The 18744-nt window shown below is 65.4% G+C and carries 13 protein-coding genes and 1 pseudogene; 11 read left to right on the forward strand and 3 right to left on the reverse strand.

Annotated features, from left to right (window positions below):
- Positions 1–11: 11 nt before the first annotated feature.
- The 3 genes from ACYCAX_RS22995 to tssB form a co-directional block, all read right to left on the reverse strand.
- Positions 12–509 (reverse strand): Hcp family type VI secretion system effector, encoded by a 498-nt coding sequence (locus tag ACYCAX_RS22995; protein WP_015477702.1) that lies wholly within the window; start codon positions 507–509, stop codon positions 12–14.
- Between the two features lie 73 nt (positions 510–582).
- Positions 583–2070: a type VI secretion system contractile sheath large subunit gene (gene tssC, locus ACYCAX_RS23000; protein WP_294976455.1), complete on the reverse strand. Its 1488-nt coding sequence runs from the start codon at positions 2068–2070 to the stop codon at positions 583–585.
- A gap of 24 nt (positions 2071–2094) precedes the next feature.
- Entirely contained in the window at positions 2095–2667 is a 573-nt protein-coding gene (tssB, locus tag ACYCAX_RS23005; RefSeq protein ID WP_294976458.1) for a type VI secretion system contractile sheath small subunit, read from the reverse strand.
- Between the two features lie 227 nt (positions 2668–2894).
- Between tssB and ACYCAX_RS23010 the strand changes: the two genes are divergently transcribed.
- The 11 genes and pseudogenes from ACYCAX_RS23010 to ACYCAX_RS23060 all read left to right on the forward strand — a co-directional run bounded on the left by ACYCAX_RS23010 (position 2895) and on the right by ACYCAX_RS23060 (position 18634).
- Positions 2895–3350, forward strand: a complete 456-nt coding sequence (locus ACYCAX_RS23010; RefSeq protein WP_041712046.1) for a type VI secretion protein — start codon at positions 2895–2897, stop codon at positions 3348–3350.
- 56 nt (positions 3351–3406) lie between these two features.
- Entirely contained in the window at positions 3407–4735 is a 1329-nt protein-coding gene (tssK, locus tag ACYCAX_RS23015; protein ID WP_294976464.1) for a type VI secretion system baseplate subunit TssK, read from the forward strand.
- Between the two features lie 12 nt (positions 4736–4747).
- Complete coding sequence (locus ACYCAX_RS23020; RefSeq protein ID WP_015477697.1) at positions 4748–5518, forward strand: DotU family type IV/VI secretion system protein; 771 nt, start codon at positions 4748–4750, stop codon at positions 5516–5518.
- Positions 5515–9339 (forward strand): type VI secretion protein IcmF/TssM N-terminal domain-containing protein, encoded by a 3825-nt coding sequence (locus ACYCAX_RS23025; RefSeq protein ID WP_460248918.1) that lies wholly within the window; start codon positions 5515–5517, stop codon positions 9337–9339. Before ACYCAX_RS23020 ends, ACYCAX_RS23025 begins: the two co-directional genes overlap by 4 nt.
- Positions 9336–10394, forward strand: a complete 1059-nt coding sequence (gene tssA, locus ACYCAX_RS23030; protein ID WP_460248919.1) for a type VI secretion system protein TssA — start codon at positions 9336–9338, stop codon at positions 10392–10394. Before ACYCAX_RS23025 ends, tssA begins: the two co-directional genes overlap by 4 nt.
- A gap of 222 nt (positions 10395–10616) precedes the next feature.
- Positions 10617–11123: a GNAT family N-acetyltransferase gene (locus ACYCAX_RS23035; protein WP_460248920.1), complete on the forward strand. Its 507-nt coding sequence runs from the start codon at positions 10617–10619 to the stop codon at positions 11121–11123.
- Between the two features lie 88 nt (positions 11124–11211).
- Positions 11212–11734: pseudogene (locus ACYCAX_RS23040) on the forward strand (transposase).
- Between the two features lie 690 nt (positions 11735–12424).
- Positions 12425–13669 (forward strand): TolC family protein, encoded by a 1245-nt coding sequence (locus ACYCAX_RS23045; protein ID WP_294976481.1) that lies wholly within the window; start codon positions 12425–12427, stop codon positions 13667–13669.
- The gene (locus tag ACYCAX_RS23050) at positions 13666–15141 is read left to right on the forward strand and encodes an efflux RND transporter periplasmic adaptor subunit (RefSeq protein WP_294976483.1); all 1476 of its coding nucleotides are present in this window, start codon (positions 13666–13668) and stop codon (positions 15139–15141) included. The genes ACYCAX_RS23045 and ACYCAX_RS23050 overlap by 4 nt, the downstream gene beginning before the upstream one ends.
- Positions 15138–18290 (forward strand): efflux RND transporter permease subunit, encoded by a 3153-nt coding sequence (locus ACYCAX_RS23055; protein WP_294976485.1) that lies wholly within the window; start codon positions 15138–15140, stop codon positions 18288–18290. The genes ACYCAX_RS23050 and ACYCAX_RS23055 overlap by 4 nt, the downstream gene beginning before the upstream one ends.
- A complete protein-coding gene (locus ACYCAX_RS23060; RefSeq protein WP_294976488.1) occupies positions 18287–18634 on the forward strand; it encodes a copper-binding protein in 348 nt (115 codons plus the stop codon). The genes ACYCAX_RS23055 and ACYCAX_RS23060 overlap by 4 nt, the downstream gene beginning before the upstream one ends.
- The last annotated feature ends 110 nt before the right edge of the window (positions 18635–18744 follow it).

Genomic DNA, 18744 nt, shown 5'->3' on the forward strand with positions numbered 1-18744 from the left:
GTCCGGCGCCCTTAGCTGGCCAGCTTGTTGGCGGCCATGTCCCAGGTCGAGGCGGCGGTGCCTTCCTTGCTGCCGTCGTCCTTCTGCGCGGTGAGCTCCCATTTGATCTTGGTGAAGTTCAGCGACAGGGTTTCCACCGGCTTGCCGCCGGCGCCGCCGCTGACGCTGACGTTGGACAGCACCACGTTGTTCAGGGTGTAGGTGATGAAGGGCATGACCTTGCCGTCGCCTTCGGCGGCGTTGCGCCCGATGGTGAGGATGGCGGTGGGGATGGCTTTGCCGGAGCAGCAGTATTCGTTGAGCGTCGGGGTGGAGGTGTCGACGAACTTGGTCAGGGTGAACTCGCCGATATGCGGCTTGCCGGAGGTGCGCTCGGAGTTGCTGACATCGTTGGTCACCTGCATGGCGACGTTGTGGCTGTAGGACATGATTTCGATCTTGTCTTCGAAGCCGGCCAGCAGGCTGTCGCCCTTGATGTCGTCGCCCAGGTCGAGAAGTATCGCATCCATGTTGGAAAACTCCGCTGCATGAAAGAAGTTGGATCAGGTGAAGGGGGCCGCCCGCGCGGGCGACCCCTCTGGGTCAGGCGGCGACCGGCGGCGGCAGGCTGGCTACCAGGCGGATCGAGGCGGTCAGTTCTTCCAGCTGGAAGTGCGGCCGCAGGAACACCGTGGCGCGGTAGACCCCGGGCTTGCCGGCGACCTCGCTGACGTCCACGCGGGCTTCGCGCAGCGGGTACTGCGCCTTGATCTCCTGCGGGGCGTTGTCGTTGATCAGCACGTAGTCGGCGATCCAGTTGTTGAGGTAGGTCTGCACGTTGTCGCGGGTCATGAAGCTGCCCACCTTGTCGCGCATGATCACCTTCAGGTAGTGGGCGAAGCGCGAGGCCGCCAGCACGTACGGCAGCATCGCCGAGAGCCGCGCGTTGGCGTTGGCCTCGTTGGTGTTGTACTGGCGCGGCTTGTTGGTGGACTGGCCACCGAAGAACACCGCGAGGTCGGTGTTCTTCTTGTGGCACAGGGCGATGAAGCCCAGGTCGTTGAGCTCCTTCTCGCGGCGGTCGGTGATCGCCACCTCGGTCGGGCACTTGAGCGACAGGTCGCCGGCCTGGGTGCGGAAGGTATGCGCCGGCAGGCCTTCGACGGCGCCGCCACCTTCGCTGCCGCGGATCGCCGCGCACCAGCCGTACTTGCTGAAGGCATCGGTGATGCGCTGGGCCAGGACCCAGGCGGCGTTGCCCCAGAGGTATTTGGCGTGGTCGCTGCCGTCCACGTCCTCGATGAAGTTCATGCCTTCCACCGGCAGGGTTTCCGGGCCGTAGGGCAGGCGCACCAGGAAGCGCGGCAGCGCCAGGGAGACGTAGCGTGAATCCTCGCTCTCGCGGAACGAGCGCCACTTGATCAGCTCCAGGCTCTCGAAGACCTTGCTCAGGTCGCGCGGCACCGCCAGTTCGGTGAAGCTGCCCATGTCGAACAGGCGCGGGCTGGCGGCGGCGATGAAGGGCGCATGGGCGGCGGCGGCGACGTTGGAGAGTTTCTCCAGCAGGGCGATGTCCTGCGGGTGACGGCCGAAGGAGTAGTCGCCCAGCAGCAGGCTGAAGGGGTGGCCGCCGAAGGTGCCGTATTCCTCTTCGTAGATCTTCTTGAACAGCGCGCTCTGGTCGAACTCGACGGCCTTCTCCAGGTCGTTCTGCAGGTCCTGCTGGCTGACGTTGAGCAGGCGCAGCTTGAGGCGCGCGCCGGTCTCGCTGTTCTGCACCAACTGGTGCAGGCCGCGCCAGGAGGATTCGAGTTGCTGCACCTCGGGATGGTGCAGGATCTGGTTGAGCTGGGCGCTGATCAGCTCGTCGATGCGGCCGATGCGCTCGTTGATCATGGCCACGGTGTCCTTGCTGACGGTCATGCCTTCGTCGAGGACCTGGGTGGCGAACTCCGCGAGCATGTCGCGGGCATATTCCTGCTGGCTGTCGTCGTGGGCCATACGGCCTTCGGCGATGATGTGGTCGAGCAGGTCGAGGGTCTGGGTGCTGCCTTCGGCGCCTTGCGCCGCAGCCGAACTGGGTTTGGCCATTGCTGTGCTCTCCTGGCGGCGGAATCAGGCTTGTGGTTCGGCGGGTGCTTCGCCGTCGTCGTCGGCGGCCTGGGCAGCGTCGTCGGCGGCACCGGCCTCGGCACTCACCGGGTGGGTCGCGCGGATTTCCTGCAGACCCTCGGTGTTGCTCACCACGTCCTGCAGCAACTGGTCCAGCTCATCGTTGCCGTCGAGCTTGGTGAGCAGGTCGCGCAGGCGCTGGCGGGCCTCGAACAGCCGTCGCAGGGGGACCACCTGGTTGACGATGCTCACCGGGTCGAAGTCGTCGATATGCTTGAAGTTCAGCTCGACGTTGAGCTTGCTGCCGTCGTTGGCCAGGGTGTTATCCACCTGCAGCGCCACGCGCGGGCCGATGGAGGACAGCACGGCATTGAAGTTGTCGCGGTCGATTTCGGTGAAGCGGCGTTCGCTGAGCTTGGGCAGGGGAGTGTCGGGCTTGCCCGAGAGGTCGGAGAGGATGCCGAGCACCAGGGGCAGTTCCTTCTTCTCGATGGCGTTGCCGATTTCGACGTCGTAGGTGATCTGGACCCTGGGTGGGCGCACCCGGTCCAGCTTGTGCTGTGTGCTTTCTGCCATGCTGGCGAACTCCGCTGCGTAGGAGGCGGGCACGCCGCAGCGGTGTCGCTGTCGTCGCGCTCCTTGGCAGGATCACACGCGACAGGAAGGGGCATGCTACTCAGGCCTGTCCTTGGCGATCCCATCTGGGCTCGTTTGTCCACGAGCTACCCCAAGCACGCTAGATCAGGTTGATAAAAACGCAAATGCGAAAATAATCTCTGACAGACATTTCACAAGGATGTTTCATGAAGTCGACGAAAGCCTGTCTCTGTGCTGTGCTCCTGGCAGTCATCAGCGGTTGTTCATTGTTCGGCCCGAAGGTCGATGTCGACCGTCTGACCCTGGATGTCGCGAGCAAGGCCAATGGCGATTCGCCCATCGCCGTGGACTTCGTCGCGGTACAGGATGCGGATCTGCTCAAGCTGCTCTCGGCAATGAGCGCCAAACAGTGGTTCAGCGATCGCGAACAGTACCGTCGCGACTACCAGAAGCAGCTCTCCGTGTGGAGCCTGGAGCTGGTACCGGGGCAGTTCATGGAGGCCAGGGATTTCCCCCTGGCCGGCAAGCCGGCGGCTGGACTTTTGGTCTTTGCTGGCTATAACACTCCCGGCGCTCATCGCATGCGTCTGGAGCAGCAGCCCAACGTTTGGCTGCGTTTCGACAGCAGGGAAATGCGCCTGCTGAGTGCCGACGAGCACTGAGCCGCCGTCCCCCGGGGCGGGCTCATGACAATCCAGGATGTCGAAGGGGGAGTGGTGTGAGAGTTCTGCCTGACGCAGTTTGTTGGCACGAAGGGATGCAACTGCTTCCCCAGCACTTCCAGTTGCAGGGGTTGCGCGCCGAAGTGTTGTCCGCGCGCCTGGCCCATGCGGCCAATCCCTGGTTCTGGGGGCTCGAACACCTGGAGCTGGACCCTTCCGCACTGAGTGGCGGCGTGGTGCGCATCCTGGCGCTGGAGGCGATCCTTCCCGATGGCTTGCCGGTCAGCCTGGGGCAGGGCGACACGCTGGTCTTCGATGCCACGGCAGCCGTCACCGGTTCCGTCGATGCCGGCATCACTCTCTACCTGGCTCTCAGTCCGCTGGCTCGTGGCGGCCAGGTGTTGCCGCTGAAGGGGCGCCTGCAGTCGTCCAGCGGGCCGGCGGTGCCGGACCTGGCCAGTGGCGAGAATCCCGAACCCATCGTGGTCTGGCGCCCGGCGCCGCGCCTGGTGACCGAGGCGCAACGCGCCGATTCGGTGTGCCTGCCGCTGTTGCGCATCGGCAAGGATGCCGGCGGTTTCGTCTGCCTGCCTTATGTCGCGCCGACACCGCGGATCGCGCCGGCTTCACCGCTGGGCCAGGCGCTGGTGGGGCTGTGCGCCCGTGCGCGGGAAAAGTGCGTGTTCCTTGCCGGCCGCCTGCGCCAGGCGCAGCAGGCGGAGAACACCGAGGACAGCCAGGAAATCCGCCGCCAGCTGGCTGCGCTCTGGTCACGGCTACCGGAGCTTGAGGCGGCGCTCTACAGCGGCGCGGCGAGCCCGGCGCACCTGCACGGGCTGTTGTGCGGCATGGCCGGCAGTTGGAGCGTGCTGGACCCGCTGGGCGGCGTGCCGGCTTTCCCGACCTTCGATTTCAACGAACTGCTGCGTACTTTCACTCCAGTGATCGAGTGGCTGGAAGTGACCCTCGGGCGGGTGCGCGCAGGCTACCGCAGCCTGGCCTTCGAACGTTCGGGGCATGACTTCGCCCTGGCCCTGCCGGACCTGAGCTCGCCGGTCCAGCGCCTGGTCATCGGCTTGCGCATGCCGCCGGGCTGCGGTGAGGAGCAGGCGCACGAGTGGTTATCGCGCTGCATCGTCGCTTCCGAAGCGAGCCTGGCGATACTGGGCCGGCAACGCATGTCGGGGCTCGAACATCTGCCCATGAGCCGCGCTGAGCAGATCGCCTACAGCGTGGGCGAGGACACCCACCTGTTCGTCGTGCAGGCCGAGGGCGACTGGTTCGATCCCGCGCAGCGCCTGTGCCTGCGGGCGTCCGCCCTGGGCACTGGCAACGGCCCCTGGCAGGTGGTGCTGTTCATCGTGGACGGCGCCGGCGGCGCCTGAGGCAAGACGAAAATGCCCGAAGGGAATCAGGCGATCTATCCTCCATCGTTCGGCGAAGCCCCGTTGAGCCACGCGTTCCAGGTCGCCTGGCTGGACTGGCGGCAGCGTTGGGACAGCCTGCGGGACTCGGTCGGCGAGCAGGACGCGCTCATCGAACGGGTTTCCGAGGAGGCCCAGGCGGTCGTGCGCCGCCTGTGGCGTAGCGCCTTCGGCAGTGTCGGCGAGGCCGCCGGCGAGCAGGTCAAGGGCATGGTCTACGCCTTCGTTGCACTGCTCGACGAGAACCTGCTGTTCGATCCCTGGAACGGTCAGGCGGCCTGGCAGGAGCGGCCGCTCGAGTCCCGCCTGTACGGCACGCGCAATGCCGGGGAGCGCGTTCCCCAGGCCATCCACCGGTTGCTGGAAACGCGCGCGCCGGGTACGCGCGATCTCGCCAATGTCTACCTGCAATGCCTGTTGCTGGGGTTCCACGGACGGCTGCGCGGCCCGAAGGGCGAAGCCCTGCATGAGAAGTGGCGGCATGCGCTGTTCGCCCATGCCTGGCAGCGCGACGCCGAAGCACCGGCGCTGCTGGAGACCCTGGCGCGCCCGGCAAGCGCCGCGGCCCTGCGCCTGCCGTTGCGCCGCACCTTGCCCGATGGTTTGCGGCTGACGCTGATGGTGGCGGCCGGCACCCTGCTGCTCATCGTCCTCGGTCACTGGCTGTGGAGCGACGTGCGCGGCGAGCTGACGCCGCTGCTGGACCTCGCCTGCTCGGTTACCGCCACGGAGCGGATGGGGTGAGCAGCTGGCTGATACTGGCGCTGTTCCTGCTGCTGGTGGCGGCGCTGGCGGCGGGAGTCTTTCTCTGGTTGCGCAGCAAGGGTGGCGAGGCGGTTCGCGCCTTCTACCTGACGGTACGGCAGATGGAGCAGGACCAGGACGTCGCCGATCGCTACGATGTGCCCTGGTTCCTCCTGCTGGGCGATCCCTTGCTGGGCGAACGCCTCGCCGCCGACTGGAGCCTGACTCCGGCCGGCCGGCCGGCGTGGTTCGGTCGTTGGTGGGCCGATCAGGACGGCGCCGTGCTGGCGGTGCCGCAGGCGTTGTTCCTGCCGGAAGAGGGTACGCCCTCGTCGCTGCAACCCTGGCGACGGCTGCTCGGCCTGCTGTTGCGGATGCGTCCGCGCCGCCCCCTGGACGGGGTGATCTGGACCGTGTCGGCGGAGCGCCTGCTGGACCCGGCCAGCCTGGCCCAGGAGAGTGTCCTGCTGCGTCGTCGCTTCAATGACCTGTTGCAACGGCTGGGATTGAGCCTGCCGGTCTACGTGGTGGTGACCGGGCTGGAGGAACTCGACGGTTTCACCGAGCTGCGTGCTGCACTGCCCGCTGACGTTCGCGAGCGGCCGCTGGGCTGGGCTTCGCCCTTGCTGGCGGACGCGGCCTGGCAGGGCGAGCATCTGGAGCGCGGCTTCGACCAGGTGCTGCAAGCGCTGCAGGCGGCGATTCTCGAGGCAGGGGTGCTCAAGGGGCAGTTGAGCGAGGAGTTGTATCGCTTCCCACAGACGCTGGAGAGCTTGCGCGATGGGCTGCGCCAACGCCTGGAGCCGGTCTTCCAGGGCAATGCGCTGGGCGAGGCGCCGCGCCTGCGGGGCCTGTACTTCAGCGGCGCGTTCCGGGTGGTGGCCAGTGACGATGAGTGGGCGCTCTCCGCTCGGGAAGGGGCTCCCGCACAATTGCTGTTCACCCGGCAGCTCTGGCAATCGCGTCTGCTGGCCGAGCGCGGGCTGGCCCAGGCGGTGCCACGGCTGCTGCGCCTGGGCCAGCGTTCGCAGCGCCTGCTGGGCACCGTCGCCGGCGTCGTCGGAGTCTGCTGGCTGCTGGGGATGTTGTGGGTCTGGCACGAGGATTCGCGTGAAGCACAAGCCCTCGGCCAGCGTATCCAGGCCATGCAGCATGGGACGAGTGAGGGCTCGGCGAGCGCCACGGCGCCGGTCGATGCCGCGCGGCTGCGCCTGCAAGCGTACTGGGCACTGCTGCAGGGGGCGCCGCGCTGGCATTACCGGTCGCTGGTGTACCCGAGTTCCTGGTTCTCCGGTTTCGACAGCCAGATGGACGAACTGCTCAGGGATCTGACCCGGCGCGAGGTGCTGACGCCTCTGCAGCAAACCCAGGCCGCGGACCTGGTTCGGCTGCGCGCCATCCGCAGCAGCGAACGTCGCGCCAACGTGCAGAGCGACAGCCCGGAGCAATGGCCCAACTTCGTCGCCGCGCGCGAGCTGGCCAGCGGCGTTCTGGCGTTCGAGCAGCGCAATCGCTGGTACAACGAACTGCGTACCGGCACCTCGAAGAATCCCCTGGAAAGCCTCGCCAGGCTGGGTGAGCAGGCCTATGGCCTGACGCTCGAACCAGGAACGTTGCGCAACGCCCGCTACTTGCAGTCGGTACTCGGGAAGGGCATTCCCGAGGCACCCGCGCCGGTCGACCCCGGCCCCCGGGATGGCCCTCTGGCGCGCAATTTCGACGACCTGATGGGGCTCTGGCTCGACCAGTTCTTCCTCTCCGACAACTTCGTGCGCCCGGCCGGCTTCCTGCGTCTGCACCTGAACGAGCTCAAGGCGCGGCAAGGCAACAGCCTGGAGGAGTTGGAGGAAACCGCCGCGCAGATCGATGCCCTGCGCAACATGGTGGCATTGACCAACGCCGCCTGGAGTCATGGCAATGCCCAGGAGATTGTCCCCGGTTATCGGGCGCTGCTGGACGACGTGCGCCAGTCCTACCTGCTCGGGCCTGCGGCGGAAGCGACGGTGACCAGCCAGGCGAGCAAGCTGCAGCGCACCTTCCACGACCAGTGGATCGCCGCCGCCGGTTCCCGCGATAACCTGCTGCAACTTCAACCCGGCGGAACCCTGGCGCTACAGGAGCATGTGGTGGCGCTGGGCAGCGCCATCGAGTCGCTGATGCGCCAGGATTTCGCCGGTACCGCCCTGCGTCAGCAGGAGCAGGAAATCGATCCGCGCCGCCTCGGCAACCTGGACGCCCACGCCCTGAATGCCGCGCTTGCGTACTACGACAGCTATCGCAAGTACAGCGAACAGGAGCAGGCGCGGATACCGGCCGAGTACCGCGACGCCCTCGCCGGAAGCGCCGCCGCCGCCACGGCCAGCGCCATGTGGAGCAGCCTGAGCCAATCCGTGCCATCGAGCGGGGCTGCTGCGCAAATCACCTTCGACGTCCCGCTGGAGCCGGCGCAGCAGGTGCGCCAGGCACTGGAATCCTTGCAGCGCAACGATCTGGCCAATGCGCTGGATATCCACCTGACCCGTGGCGCGCTGGCCGACGTCGACACCGTACTGAAGTCGATCGACGCATTGCCGTTGTTCCGCGTGCGTTCGGAGCTGTCCGGTTGGGACGGCTCGCGCAATTTCGGCCTGCAGCTCTATCGTTCCACCGACACCCAGGACCTCAAGCGCAGCCTAGCCCAGCAGTTCGAAAGCATGCTCACCCTGAGCGAGGAACATGCGCCCGCGCTGACCTGGCTCAGGGACCGGGGCAACCTCGGCTTCGCCGATCAGGACAAGGTGCGGCGCTTCGCCAACCTCAGCGATGAGCTGAGCAAGTACAAGGCGCAGAACCCGACGAGCTCGCCCATGCTGCTGGATCAGCTGGTCACCCGCGACTTCGTGGAAATGGACGCGGCAAGTTGCGCCAATATCCTGCGTACCTCGGCGCTGGTCCCTGGGCAGGGCGACGTGGCGCGGTTCACCCGTGGTCTTCACAGCCAGGCGCAGCAGCGTTGCCTGGAGTTGCAGCAGAAGGGGGCTGCCGCGGCCTGGTCCGCCATTGCCGACTACTTCAACCAGTACCTGGCCAACCGCTTCCCCTTCGCCTACAGCCTGCAAGCCGAAGATGCGGATCCGGCACGGGTGCAGCACCTGGTGGAACTGCTCGACCAGAACCTCGCGCGGGCCCAGGAGGGCCTGAAACTCAGCCAGTCGGTGGACCGCACGGCGGCGACGGATTTCCTCCAGCGCCTGCAACTGGCCAGGGCCTGGATGGGCCCGCTGTTCCTGCGTGACAAGGGCGGAGCGCGGGGTGTCGATCTCGACGTGCGTTGGCGCACCGACCGCGAAGCCGAGCGTGGCGCCGACCAGGTCATCGCCTGGACGCTCTATGCCGCCGACCGATCGCTGAGCTTCCCCGGCGGCGATGGCCAGCGCCTGCACTGGAATGTCGGCGAGCCGGTGAAGGTGCTGCTGCGCTGGGCCAAGGACAGCCCGCAGCGGCCGGACATCGACCCGCAGCAGGCGAGCATGGCGGTGGCCGACCTGGAAGTGGGCTGGGAGTACAGTGGTCCCTGGGCCCTGATCCGTATGCTGCGCTCGCACCTGATCCTGCAACGCCAGCCCAGCGCCGACTACACCGACTTCCCGTTGGCGCTGCGGGTGCCGATCCGCTCTCCCAACAGCCACGAGCCCGAGGCGCGGATGTTCCTGCGAGTCTCCCTGATGACCCCGGACGCCAAGCAGCCACTCTCGATCCAGCCGCTTCCGGTGCGCGCGCCGCGCACGCCCTTCAGCGGTGTTGGCATTGCGACCTTTGCCGGCACCCAGGAGTTGCCATGATTTCCGACCAGGCGCTACAGGCGCTGTTGCGCCCCTTGCCGGGTGACGCGCCGTGCGGCGAATCGCTGCGCTATGACCCGCGGATGGACCGCTTGCGCGAGCTGCGCCGCGAGGACGATACGCAGCTACCGACCGGCGTCTGGCAGGCCGAGCCCAAGCGTGCCGATTGGGTGGCGCTGGCAGCGCTGGCCGAAGAGCTGCTGGTGGAGCACAGCAAGGACCTGACCATTGCCGCCTACCTGGGCGAGGCCTGGATCATCATGGACGGACCGTCCGGGCTTGCCGCCGCGCTCGGCTTGCTGGCCGATCTCTGCGATGCCTACCCCGAGCAATTGCATCCGCGGGCCGCCGACAGCGATCAGGAGTGGCGCGCTGCACCGGTGGCGTGGCTGGTCCGTCGCTACAACGAACTGCTGCTCACCCGGGTGCCGCTCTGTGCCGACTGGCCGCAGACTACCCTGCATGCCTGGCAGGAGTTGCAACGGCGGCAAGTCCAGAGAGGCGACAACAAGGCTGACAAGGCTGCTGCGGAAAGCGCCCGGCAGGAACAGAAGCGACTGGATGAAGCCGTCCGCAGCGGTGCGGTGGGCGGTTGGTCCGCCACGCTGACGGCGCTGGGGCTGGCCGTCGAACACCTCAAGCGGCTGGACGCCTGGTGCGATCGCCAGCTCGGCGATGCCGCGCCAAGCCTGCACCTGCTCACCGAGTCCATCGATACCTTCGTCAATGTCATTCAGGGATGCAAGATCATGGCACCGCAAGAATTTGCACCCGCCGCATCATCGGACAACCACGCGGAGCCGGCCTCCATCGCTGCGGTGGCGCCGGCCGCGCTGCCGGCCGGCGGTCCTCCGCAGAGTCGTGAGGAGGCCTACCGGCAGCTCACCGCCATTGCCGAGTACCTGGCGCGCACCGAACCCCATAGCCCTGTGCCGTACATCATCCGCCGTGCCGTGGAGTGGGGCGCCATGCCCTTGAGCGCGCTGATGGACGAACTCGTCCATGCCGACCCCGAGGCTCGTCGGGTCTGGGTCATGCTGGGAGTGTTGCGCTGACGTCGGTTTCGAACGGGACGGGAGCTCCGGGCAACCCGGAGTAGCGAACCCCTTGAGCCGGGGGCATGCGCCTGGCGTCAGGAACGCAGGGATCAGCCAGGACGCGAGATGCCGCCTATGGCCTGGAGCTGTTCTGCGCGGACGAATCCGGTGTAGTCGAGATTGAGCAGCAACTGGCATGCTTGCTTGATGGTTACCAGAGCGCACGCGAGGAATCTACCGATGGAGCAGACTTACACCACTTATTACTTGGAAATGACCTCAGCAGACGAGTTGAAGGCAAAGTCACAACCGCATGACCTTCAAATTATCGAATGTGAAGTGCCTCAGGCCGCATTCAACCGGTTTCTCTATGAGCTGGTTGGCACGCCCTGGGAGTGGGGCGATCTCGATGCCTGGAGCGATGCCGATTGGCAGGCACTCGTTGAGCAGGACTGCCACCGTACCTGGGTCGCCTATCACCGTGGTGCGATCGCCGGCTATTACGAACTGTATCGCCCCGACGGTTGCAACAGTGAAATCCGTTACTTCGGGCTGGCATCTCAGTTTCTAGGGTGCGGCTTCGGCGGAGCACTCTTGAGTCATGCCATTCGATCCGCATGGGAATGGCAGGGTACGGAAAGGGTGTGGGTACATACATGCACATTCGACCATCCTGCTGCGCTTGGAAATTATCAGGCGCGCGGGTTCCGCATTTTCAAACAGGAGGAAACGGAGCTAAGGCGATGATTGCTTCTGGCCGATTTTGTTGAAAAAGTAGCTGCCACCCGATGCCTCCGGCAAAATCGCACGCTCAGCGGGCGTGGGGGCAGGCAGCATGATGGGACAGTTACCGGGAGGGCAGGCGCGCCTGTTCTATTCGTTCAATCTGGAAGAGCACGTCCCGCCCCAACACCTCCTGCGCAGCATCGACCAGTGCCTGGATCTCAGTGACCTGCACGCCCACCTGGCGGATTTCTACAGCCCCATCGGGCGCCCCTCGATCGATCCCGAATTGATGGTACGCATGCTGGTCGTCGGCTACTGCTATGGCATCCGTTCCGAGCGTCGATTGTGCGAAGAGGTGCACCTGAACCTCTCGGAAGATCGTCCGCAGCATCCATGAAGCGGCCCGCGACGTAGCGCGACGCATCGCCAAGACACCGGAATATCTCGTCTTCCGCTGCGAGCGCAAGAAGGTGGAGATGCTCTTCGCCCACCTCAAACGGATCATGAAACTCGACCGCTTGCGGCTGCGCGGCCTGACAGGCGCGACTGACGAATTCACCTTGGCCGCGACCGTACAGAACCTGCGCCGCATGGCCAAGCCCTTGCCTCAAGGGCCACCGCTCACGGGATAGGTACGCCTGCGGCGAGCAGAAACCCTCGAATTAACCATCACACCTGAGCCCGGACGCTCAGTTAATCGCCGAAAGGCAACTTGAAGTGACTTGCAGCCACTTCGAATGCTGGCGCACCTGGGCGGCTGGCTGCTGCAGAACCGCCTTTTTCAAAAGAATCGGCCAATAGCGGACCTCGGAGATTCAGACTACAGACTGATACGCACCGCTTGGGATTCAGTTGCCGCCTCAGAAAGGTGTGAATACACTGCCCAGCATGATCCGTCGCCTTCGATTGCTCATGGTTTTGCTTCTAAGCCTTACGCTTCCTCTCACTGGGATGGCGGGAATCGCGGCGCCCACTGAACCTTGCCCGATGCAGAGTGTGGGTATGGGCCAAATGGCAGGCATGGATCAGGACTGCTGCCAGGACTTGGGCAATATGACCCAGCATGGCAAGAAGGACTGTAAGAGCGGGCAAGAGTGCAAGACCAGCAGCCTGTTGCAGATTAGCGTTCTGAAGTCGCCTCATCCCGTAGCTACTCCCCCGCGCCCATTGCCATACACCGATGTAGTACTTAGCCAGGCACCTGCAGACCTCTGGCGACCTCCCTGCGTCTGATTCCTCTCTCGACCTGAACCCTGCCCGCAGTTCCAACGGCTGCCGGGTGGCTTGCGCTCACGCGCTGGTTTTCCAGAGGAATCCTCATCGTGACTCACGTCCGACTAAATCCCGGCTGGCTGCTGCTCGCGCTGTTGCCGGGTCTGTCGGCGCAGGCATCGTCTCTGTCACTGGACGACGCCCTGTTGCTGGCTGAACGCAACGCCCCTTCATTACTCGCACAGAGCGAGAAAGTCTCCGCAGCCAAAAGTGCCGCCATTCCCGCCGGGGAGTTGCCCGACCCCAAGCTCAACCTGGGTTTGCAGAATGTTCCCATTGAGGGTGATGAGCGCTGGAGCACTCAGCGCGACAACATGTCCATGCAGGTGGTCGGTCTGATGCAGGAGATGCCCAACGGCGACAAGCGCAAAGCGCGCATAGAGTCCGCGCTGGCCGCCGTTGCTCGCGCTGATGCCGAAGCGGAAGTAGAGCGGCTGAAAGTCCGCAGCGCCTCGGCCCAGGCCTGGATCGCGGCCTATACGTTGCAACGCAAGTTGGCGATGTTCGACGACTTCTATCGCGAGAATCGCCTCCTTGATACCACCGTTCGCGCACGTCTGGCCGGGGGTAGCGCAAGCACAGTCGATGCGGTAGCCCCACGTCAGGAGGCAGCCCTGCTCGACGAGCAGAAGGACGATCTGCTGCGCCAATCCGCCCAGGCGCGCGCAGCGCTCAAGCGCTGGATTGGCCAGGACGCGCCGCAAGAACTGAGTGGTGACTTCCCGCATTGGTCCATCGACGCCTCCCACTCGTTGCAGCACCTGCATCAGCACCCGGAGCTCGCTGCCTACGAGCCAATGACCCGAGAAGCTGAAGCCCTGGTGCGCGAGGCCGTAGCGGAGAAGAAGCCGGATTGGAGCTGGGAGGTTGACTATCAGCGGCGAGGCCGCGAATTCGGCGACATGATGACGCTGCAGGTGAGCTTCGACCTGCCGTTGTTCACCGGTACCCGCCAAGACCCGAAGATCGCCGCACGGCGCGCCCAGGTTCGCCAATTGGAAGCCGAGCGCGATGCACTGGCTCGCGAGCACGAACAGGCGCTGGAGGACGATCTAGCCGAATACCTGCGCTTGCAACGCGCCGTCGAGCGCAGCGCTGCCACCCTGGTGCCGCTGGCTGAGGAGAAGGTGCACCTTGCCAGCGCCGGCTACCGCGCCGGTAAGGCCGGGCTCGATGGCGTCGTCAGTGCCCGCGGGCAACTGGTCGAGGCCAGGCTCAAACAGATCGACCTGCAAGGCGCCCTGGCACAGGTCGCTGCGCGTCTCTACTTCACCTACGAGGAGGGGCGCATATGAGCCGTTTCCCTTGGAACACTTCAGCGCTATTGATCCTCACCCTGGCGGTGGGGGGCGCTGGCGGTTATTGGTTGGCCCGTCAGAACCAGGCGCAGTCACCTGCAGTTTCGGTCACCCCGGAGAGCAAACCGCTCTACTGGTACGACCCGATGGTTCCGCAGCAGCACTTCGATGCGCCGGGCAAGTCGCCATTCATGGACATGCAGCTGGTGCCCAAGTACGCCGAGGCTGCCCCTGCCGCCGACAGCGCGCCAGCGGTGCGCATCGAGCCGGGCATCCAGCAGAACCTCGGCGTGCGCCTGGCCAGCGTCACCCGCGGCAAGCTTGACCGCACGCTGCAAGTCACCGGCGTACTGGCCTTCAACGACCGCGACGTGGCTGTGCTACAAGCCCGCGCTGGCGGTTTCGTCGAGCGTACCTATTCCCGCGCGCCCGGCGATGTGGTGGCCGCCGGGGCCCCGATTGTCGATGTGCTGGTGCCGGAATGGGCGGCGGCGCAGGAAGAGTTCCTCGCCTTGCGTCATGCTGGCGAACCGGCATTGCTGGCGGCGGCGCGCCAGCGGTTGCTGCTGGCAGGCATGCCGACCGGACTCGTGCAGCAGGTAGAACGCAGCGGCAAGGTCCAGGCCGTGACCACTCTGAACGCCCCGATTGCCGGGGTGATCCGTGAGCTGGAGGTGCGCCCCGGGATGACCCTGGCGGCCGGTGCGCCCCTGGCCAGGATCAATGGCCTGGGGCACGTCTGGCTGGAGGCTGCTGTACCGGAGGTGCAGGCTGCGGGCCTCAAGGTCGGCCAGTCGGTCGATGCCCGCCTGCCGGCCTTTCCCGATCGCCCGGTGAGCGGCACCCTGACCAGCATCCTGCCGGAGAACGACCAGCAGAGCCGCACCTTGCGCCTGCGCATCGAGCTACCCAACCCGGACGGGCAACTGCGCCCCGGCATGACCGCGCAGGTCAGCCTCGGCCTGGCCGGGCAGAGCGCCGTGCTGCAGATCCCTGGTGAAGCGGTGATCCGCACCGGCAAGCGCAACCTGGTGATGCTGGCGGAAGACCAGGGGCGGTTCCGCCCGGTGGAAGTCCGTCTCGGCCAGGAGAACGATGGGCTGGTAGCCGTGCTGCAAGGTCTGGACGAAGGCCAGCGAGTGGTCGCCTCAGGACAATTCCTCATCGATTCGGAGGCCAGCCTGAAAGGCATCGAGGCGCGTACGGTGGATGAATCGAAGGCGCAGATGACGATGCCTCCTGTGCATGAGGCGGATGGCCGCATCGTGGACATCACCGCACAGGGCATGACCATCAGCCACGGCCCATTCAATACGCTGGGCATGCCCGGCATGACCATGACCTTCGCCCTTGCTCGTCCTGAGCTGGCAGCCGGCCTGAACCCCGGCGATCGCATCCGCTTCGGCGTCAGCCAGGGAGATGCAGGGCTGGTAATCGAACAGGTGCGCAAGCAGGAGCAACAGCCATGATCGCGAAGCTCATACGCTGGTCGGTAGCCAATCGTTTCCTGGTACTGCTGGCCACCCTGTTCATTGTCGCTTGGGGCGTCTGGTCGCTGCGCAGCACGCCTGTCGATGCACTGCCGGACCTCTCCGACGTGCAGGTGATCATCCGCACCAGCTACCCGGGGCAGGCGCCGCAGATCGTCGAGAATCAGGTCACCTACCCGCTGGCCACCACCATGCTGTCGGTGCCCGGCGCCAAGACCGTGCGCGGGTTTTCCTCCTTCGGCGACAGCTTCGTCTACGTGCTGTTCGAGGACGGCACGGACCTCTACTGGGCGCGATCGCGGGTGCTGGAGTACCTGAACCAGGTGCAGTCGCGCCTGCCGCCCACGGCGAAGACGGCGCTCGGCCCGGATGCCACCGGTGTCGGCTGGATCTACCAGTACGCCCTGGTCGACCGCACGGGCCGGCATGACCTGGCCCAATTGCGAGCTCTGCAGGACTGGTTCCTCAAGTTCGAGCTCAAGACGGTGCCGGATGTCGCCGAGGTTGCCACGGTCGGCGGCATGGTTCGGCAGTACCAGGTGTTGCTCGACCCGGTGCGCCTCGCCAGCCTCGGCATTACTCAAGGCCAGGTGATCGAGGCCATCGGCAAGGCAAACCAGGAGACCGGCGGCGGCGTGCTCGAGCTCGGCGAGGCGGAGTTCATGGTGCGTGCCTCGGGTTACCTCGAGACTCTTTCCGACTTCCGCGCCATCCCCTTGCGCCTGGCCGCCAACGGCAGCCCAGTAACCCTGGGTGATGTCGCCACAGTCCAGCTCGGCCCGGAGATGCGCCGGGGCATCGGCGAACTGGACGGCGAAGGCGAAGCGGTTGGTGGAGTGATCGTCCTGCGCAGCGGCAAGAACGCCCGCGAAGCCATCGCACGGGTGAAGGACAAGCTGGAGTCGCTGAAGAAGAGCCTGCCCGAGGGGGTGGAGATCGTCACCACCTACGACCGCAGTCAGCTTATCGACCGTGCCTTGTCCAATCTCAGCCGCAAGCTGATCGAGGAGTTCATTGTCGTCGCGCTGGTCTGCGCGGCCTTCCTCTGGCACTTGCGCTCGTCGCTGGTAGCGATTGTTTCGCTGCCCGTGGGCGTGCTCATCGCGCTGATCGTCATGCGTCACCAGGGGATCAATGCCAACATCATGTCCCTGGGCGGCATCGCCATCGCCATCGGCGCGATGGTCGACGCGGCAGTCGTGATGATCGAGAACGCACACAAGCGCATCGAGGCTTGGCACGAGCGCCACCCCGGTACGCCGCTGGTGGGCGAACAGCACTGGAGGGTGATGACCGAGGCCGCCGTGGAGGTCGGACCGGCACTGTTCTTCAGCCTGCTGATCATCACCCTGTCGTTCATCCCGGTGTTCACCCTGCAGGCGCAGGAAGGCCGGCTATTCGGCCCACTCGCATTCACCAAGACCTACGCCATGGCCGGCGCCGCCGGACTTTCCGTAACCTTGGTGCCGGTGCTGATGGGGTACTGGATTCGGGGGCGCTTGCCCTCGGAACAGCGCAACCCGCTCAACCGCTGGCTGATCCGCCTTTACCAGCCTGCGCTGGATGCGGTGCTGCGCTATCCCCGGACGACACTCGCAGCCGCGGCAATGGTCTTCCTCACCGGCCTGTGGCCGCTTTCCCATCTGGGGGGCGAGTTCCTGCCGCCGCTGGACGAGGGCGACCTGCTGTACATGCCCTCCGCGCTGCCCGGCCTGTCTGCGCAGAAAGCCTCGGAGCTGCTGCAGAGCACCGACCGGCTGATCAAAAGCGTGCCGGAAGTGGCCAGCGTGTTCGGCAAGGCCGGTCGCGCCGAGTCGGCCACCGACCCGGCGCCGCTGGAGATGTTCGAAACCACCATCCGCTTCAAGCCAAAGGAGCAATGGCGGCCAGGCATGACCAGCGAAAAACTTGTGGAGGAACTGGACCGCGTGGTGAAGGTGCCGGGCCTGACCAACATCTGGATTCCGCCGATTCGCAACCGCATCGATATGCTCGCCACCGGCATCAAGAGCCCCATCGGGGTCAAGGTCGCCGGCACCGACCTGACCGAGATCGACCGCGCCACCCAGGCAGTGGAGCGGGTGGCTAAGGGAATTCCCGGTGTGAGTTCGGCTCTGGCCGAACGCCTCACCGGCGGGCGCTACATCGACGTCGACATCGACCGCCAGGCGGCGGCCCGCTACGGCATGAACATCGCCGACGTGCAGGCCATCGTCAGCAGCGCCATAGGTGGCGAAAACGTTGGCGAAACGGTCGAAGGCCTCGCCCGCTACCCGATCAACGTGCGCTATCCGCGCGAGTGGCGCGACTCCGTTGATGCGCTGCAGCAATTGCCGATATACACCTCCCAGGGCGGGCAGATCACCCTCGGCAGTGTGGCGCGGGTGCGTATCAGCGAAGGTCCACCGATGCTCAAAAGCGAGAACGCTCGCCTTTCCGGTTGGGTCTATGTCGATGTGCGCGGCCGTGACCTAGCGTCGGTGGTGGCGGACCTGCGCCAAGCGGTGGAGCGCGATGTGAAGCTCGCGCCGGGTATGAGCCTGAGCTACTCCGGCCAGTTCGAATATCTGGAGCGCGCCAACGCCCGGCTCAAGCTGGTGGTGCCGGCGACGCTTGCGATCATCTTCGTGCTGTTGTACCTGACTTTCAGGCGTTTCGATGAGGCTGTGCTGATCATGGCCACACTACCGTTCGCCCTGACTGGGGGCGTATGGCTGTTGTACCTGATGGGCTTCAACCTGTCGGTAGCCACCGGGGTCGGCTTCATTGCCCTGGCGGGGGTCGCAGCGGAGTTCGGCGTGATCATGCTGGTCTACCTGAAGAATGCCTGGGCCGAACGCCCGGATGCCGGTGGGCCTGATGAACTGCTCGCGGCCATCCGCGAAGGCGCGGTTCAGCGTGTACGCCCAAAGGCTATGACGGTTGCCGTGATCGTTGCCGGGTTGCTGCCGATCCTGTGGGGCAGTGGCACGGGCAGCGAAGTGATGAGCCGCATCGCCGTACCCATGGTCGGCGGCATGATCACCGCCCCTCTGCTCTCGCTTTTCGTCATCCCTGCGGCTTACTGGCTGATGCGCCGTCGTCATTCCAGTGAGCCCGCTCATTCCCACAAAGGAGTTACCGCATGAGCACCCCACTCATTACCGCTGGCGCACTGATGTTCGCCCTGTCTTTTTCCGCGATCGCCGAAGATATGCCCGGCATGAGGATGGATGGAATGAACATGGAGAGTAGCCAGGCGGCTGCACCTGCCAGCGCGGAAGGCACTATCAAGGCCATCGACGTCGAGCGACATACCGTTACGCTCGCTCACGGCCCCGTTGCAGCACTGAAATGGCCGCCAATGACGATGGGCTTCAAGGTGACCGAAGAGCAACTGAAAGGGCTGCAGATCGGCGATAAGGTGGATTTCGAGTTCCTCTATGAAGGGGGAGCCTCGAAAATTGTGAGTATTCGGAAGAAGCAACTCTGAAATGAGGTCCAGTCGAGCAGGTATGCCGGCTGGGCTGCCCTAAGGGGCCAAACGTCCGCTTTCGACCGATTCTGTTGAAAAAGTAGCTGCCACCCGATGCCGCCGGCAGA

This window comes from Pseudomonas sp. MT3 (assembly GCF_054720805.1).

Excerpts from the sequence above, each read along its gene's own strand:
- ACYCAX_RS23060 (WP_294976488.1), top strand. The coding sequence starts at position 18,287 with ATGAGCACCCCACTCATTACCGCTGGCGCACTGATGTTCGCCCTGTCT.
- tssC (WP_294976455.1), bottom strand. The coding sequence starts at position 2,070 with ATGGCCAAACCCAGTTCGGCTGCGGCGCAAGGCGCCGAAGGCAGCACC.
- ACYCAX_RS23050 (WP_294976483.1), top strand. The coding sequence starts at position 13,666 with ATGAGCCGTTTCCCTTGGAACACTTCAGCGCTATTGATCCTCACCCTG.
- tssA (WP_460248919.1), top strand. The coding sequence starts at position 9,336 with ATGATTTCCGACCAGGCGCTACAGGCGCTGTTGCGCCCCTTGCCGGGT.
- ACYCAX_RS23035 (WP_460248920.1), top strand. The coding sequence starts at position 10,617 with ATGGAGCAGACTTACACCACTTATTACTTGGAAATGACCTCAGCAGAC.
- tssB (WP_294976458.1), bottom strand. The coding sequence starts at position 2,667 with ATGGCAGAAAGCACACAGCACAAGCTGGACCGGGTGCGCCCACCCAGG.
- ACYCAX_RS23010 (WP_041712046.1), top strand. The coding sequence starts at position 2,895 with ATGAAGTCGACGAAAGCCTGTCTCTGTGCTGTGCTCCTGGCAGTCATC.
- ACYCAX_RS23055 (WP_294976485.1), top strand. The coding sequence starts at position 15,138 with ATGATCGCGAAGCTCATACGCTGGTCGGTAGCCAATCGTTTCCTGGTA.
- ACYCAX_RS22995 (WP_015477702.1), bottom strand. The coding sequence starts at position 509 with ATGGATGCGATACTTCTCGACCTGGGCGACGACATCAAGGGCGACAGC.
- ACYCAX_RS23020 (WP_015477697.1), top strand. The coding sequence starts at position 4,748 with ATGCCCGAAGGGAATCAGGCGATCTATCCTCCATCGTTCGGCGAAGCC.